General features: G+C 67.1%; 2 protein-coding genes and 3 pseudogenes. 1 reads left to right on the top strand and 4 read right to left on the bottom strand.

Translation table 11 applies throughout. The features are described 5' to 3' along the window. Together HZI36_RS27135 and HZI36_RS27575 are read right to left on the bottom strand one after the other, a co-directional pair. Window positions 1–320, bottom strand: a 320-nt coding sequence (locus HZI36_RS27135; RefSeq protein WP_343050566.1) for a collagen-like triple helix repeat-containing protein, incomplete at its 3' end; no start/stop codon positions are given. 217 nt (window positions 321–537) lie between these two features. Beyond that, window positions 538–690 (bottom strand): annotated as a pseudogene (locus tag HZI36_RS27575) (pentapeptide repeat-containing protein); the annotation flags it as partial. On the opposite strand from HZI36_RS27575, the pseudogene HZI36_RS27580 reads away from it, so the two are divergent. Further along, a pseudogene (locus tag HZI36_RS27580) lies at window positions 616–1,149 on the top strand (hypothetical protein); the annotation flags it as partial. The pseudogenes HZI36_RS27575 and HZI36_RS27580 overlap by 75 nt on opposite strands. Before the next feature lie 508 nt (window positions 1,150–1,657). Here the strand turns inward: HZI36_RS27580 and HZI36_RS26560 are convergent. Beyond that, on the bottom strand, window positions 1,658–2,941 hold the full coding sequence (locus HZI36_RS26560; RefSeq protein WP_179405649.1) for an isoprenylcysteine carboxylmethyltransferase family protein: 1,284 nt from the start codon (window positions 2,939–2,941) through the stop codon (window positions 1,658–1,660). Window positions 2,942–3,048: 107 nt separating this feature from the next. After that, window positions 3,049–3,786, bottom strand: a pseudogene (locus HZI36_RS26565) (collagen-like triple helix repeat-containing protein); the annotation flags it as partial.

Below are 3,786 nucleotides of genomic sequence, written 5' to 3' on the forward strand. Positions count from 1 at the left end.
GCGTTGAGGCCGGAGGCGGCGGTCTGGACGACGTTGCCGACGGTGGAGAGGAGGCCGCCGGCGGTGGTGGTGACCGGTGCGAGCGGGGACAACTGACCGGAGCCGGCGCTGGTCACGCCGACGCCGAGGTCGTTGACGGCAGCGCCGACGTCGCCGAGCAGGCCGGTGGTGGAGGAGAGCGTGGGGGCGGTGGGATTGGCGGCGACGCCGATGTTGCCGAGGCCGGAGTAGATGCCGTTGCCGAGTGCCTGGACGCCGGCGCCGAGCGCGGAGACGGAGTTGCCGAGCGCGGATGTGGTGGCGCCGTTGGCGCCGGGCACGGAGGTGCTGCCGACCTGGGCACCGCCGTCGACGACGGCGGTGCCGACGTTGGTGGTGAGCGTGCCGACCTGCTGCAGGATGCTGCCGAGCGGCGAGACGCTCGAGGTGCCCGACGACGTGCCAGAAGTACCCGACGACGTGCCGGAGGTGCCCGACGACGTACCGGAAGTCGAAGTGCCGGAAGTCGAAGTGCCGGAAGTCGACGTGCCGGAAGTCGACGTGCCGGAAGTCGAAGTACCGGAAGTCGACGTGCCGGAAGTCGACGTGCCGGAAGTCGACGTACCGGAAGTCGACGTGCCGGAAGTCGACGTGCCGGAAGTCGACGTACCGGAAGTCGACGTACCGGAAGTCGATGTACCGGAAGTCGATGTACCGGAAGTCGATGTACCGGAAGTCGATGTACCGGAAGTCGATGTACCGGAAGTCGACGTACCGGAAGTCGACGTACCGGAGGTGCCCGACGTCGTCCCGGAAGTACCCGACGTCCCGGAAGTGCCCGACGTACCGGAAGTGCCCGAGGTACCGGAAGTACCCGACGTCCCGGAAGTACCCGACGTCCCGGAAGTACCCGACGTACCGGAAGTACCCGACGTACCGGAAGTGCCCGACGTACCGGAAGTACCCGACGTACCGGAAGTACCCGACGTACCGGAAATATTCGCCGTACCAGAAGACCCTGAACTACCGGAAGTCCCTGAACTACCGGAAGTCCCTGAACTACCGGAAGTGCCCGAGCTACCGGAAGTCCCCGAAGATGCTCCTGAAGTTCCGATGCCCGACGTGCTCGGCTTCACGGTGATGGGCGGACTGTCGATCGATCCGCAGCCGTAGAGCGCGAGCAGCGAAGCAGCGGCGAGCGCGAGTGTTTTTTTGGTGAAATAGTGCTGGTTCATGGTTGTGCCCTCGCTGTTGTTGTTCATCGAGACCTTTGCAGCAATTTCCGGGCCAACGGGGAAAATCCGAATCCGCAAACGTTTTCGATAGCGAGCGGAAGCATTTCCCCGAAATCTGTTCGCGATAAGAACCAGTGAGCAATGGTTTGTAGCGGATTGGCAGCGATGTTCCGTAACGTTTCGCGGAACGTTACGTCGCGGCCGCGCACATCGGCGTGCCGCGCGCGTGCCGAGTGCCGCACGGCGGGCGCCGCCGCACATGCTCGGCCTGACGGGCGGGCGTATCCGCGCAACGAAAAGACGCAGCGGCATCCGCACCCGCCGCCAGTGGAAACGGCCGCATTGAGCGGCCGTCGGAAGGGGGAACGAAAGAGAAAGAACGCGGCGCGTTCGAGCGGCGGGGCGCGCGCGACAAACGTGGCCGCGCGCCGCCCGGCCGCGCATCAGGCCGCGGGTTGCCAGCCGACCATCCGCTTCAGCTTCGCGAAGACTCCGTGCTGCTCGATCCACGCCGCATAGGCGCGATAGTCGGGGTCGCGCATCAGATGCCGTTCCTCGGTCTTCGCGCGCAGGAAATAAATCAGATTCACCGCGACGAGCGCCGCGCAGTGCGCGAATCCGATCCGCCAGCCGAGCGGCTCGACGAACGGCACCGAGACCATCCAGAACGACAGGTTCTTCGTCAGATAGGCCGGGTGTTTCGTGAAGCGGTAGGGGCCCGACGTGATGACTCCGCGGTTCGTCAGGTTCGAGAAGCGCAGCCCGAACGAGATCGTCGTGAGCGCATAGGTGAGCACCAGTGCGATGATCGTCGCGCCCCACACGAAGCGGATCACTGGCACCGAGATCAGCCAGTTGTCCCAGAACATCGAGCCACCGTACTGGATGTAGCTGTTCGAGATCAGCGACCAGAACGGCTGGTAGCAGATCAGCGCGGCGACCCAGCCGAGCGTGGTCGGCTCGGCGGTGCGGACGTGGCTGTCGAGGATCCGGAACGTGCACAGATAGCCGACCGTGCCGAACATCAGGTCCATCGTGAACGACAGGTCGTACATGAAGCGGAACGACGCGAGCGTCATCGGCGCCTGGATCGCGCCCATCAGCGACTCGCCCAGATGGTCGGCGTCCGTCGACAGGAAGACGATCATCAGCGGCAGGAAGTACGCCTTCACCATCCAGCCGGCGAGCATTTCGCGCACCGGCTGCCAGTTCGCGGGCTTCGTGCCGCGCAACAGCAGGCGCCCCCACAGCAGGTATGCGTCGTCGGTGTCGCGCTGGTAGCGGTCCATCCAGATGAAATAGAACGGCGTGATGACCGCGACGTACGGCGCGAGCGAGCGGATCAGCGTCCAGTACGGCTGATAGAACGCGCCGTGGTATTCGGGCAGCAGCCAGTACAGGAGGCCGATGCCCGCATAGACCGATGCGAGCGCGCCGAGCCGGACGACGACGCGCGCGATGCCGAGCGGCCGCACCGCTTGCCGCGACAGGCCGGCGCTCGGGCGCAGATAGACGCGCGCGATGAAGATTTCGTGGATGGCGATCGTGCCGATGATCGCGAGACAGGCGATGACCGAGCGGGTCGCGCCGTCGAGCGAGAGCTGGTCGCGCGTGATCCACAGGGAGCAGAGCCCGGCGGCGATGCCGAGCAGACCGATCCAGAACGGGGTCGCGGAGCGTGGCGGCCGATTGTCGACGGCGGCGACGCTATCAAGAGTCGATTGCATGGTCATCCTCGTAGATTGGCGTCGGCGCTCGCCGCGCGGGCGGCGGCGCCTGTATGGCAGCCGGGCATTGGATTGATTGGAGCCCGGCTGCTTCCCGTCATGACACTTTACTTCTTGATGGCCCCGCCGAGCAGGCCGCCGAGCGTATTTGTCACCGGCGCGAGCAGACCGGTTGCGCTCGTCGCGCCGGAGCCGCCGGTCAGGCCGCCCGTGGCGGTGCCCGAGCCGCCGCCGGCCGGCGTGCCGACCGTCGTCGTGACGCCAGCCGGATTGCCGGTGACGCCGATGGTCAAGCCGCCTGCGCCGCTGCCGGTCGCTCCGCCGCTGGACCCGCCGATGCCGCTGGTGAGCGAGCCGAGCAGGCCGGTGACGGGCGCGAGCGGATTGCCGCCGCTTGTCGAGCCGCTGGTGCCGCTGCTGGAGCCGCCAACGCTGCCGGTGAGCGAGTTGACGACACCGGTGACCGGCGCAAGCAGGTTGCCGCCGCTCGTCGAGCCGCCGGTGCCGCTCGTTCCGCTGCTGGAACCGCCAACGCTGCCGGTGAGCGAACCGAGGAGGCCGGTGACGGGCGCGAGCGGGTTGCCGCCGCTTGTCGATCCGTTGGTGCCGCCGGTTCCGCTGCCGGAGCCGCCAACGCCGCCGGTGAGCGAGCCGAGGAGGCCGGTAACAGACGCGAGCGGATTGCTGCCGCCCGACGTGGTGGTACCGCCGTTCACGAGACCGCCGACGCTGGTGACGGTATTGCCGAGCTGGGTCACGACGTTGCCGAGATCGGTGCCGGCCGGGTTGGCGGTGGTGCCGGCGATTTGCCCGCCGGCGATGCCGAGGTCGTGGCCGATGGTGGT

Origin of the sequence: Burkholderia guangdongensis, from assembly GCF_013403875.1 — a bacterium.
Lineage (GTDB): Bacteria > Pseudomonadota > Gammaproteobacteria > Burkholderiales > Burkholderiaceae > Burkholderia > Burkholderia guangdongensis.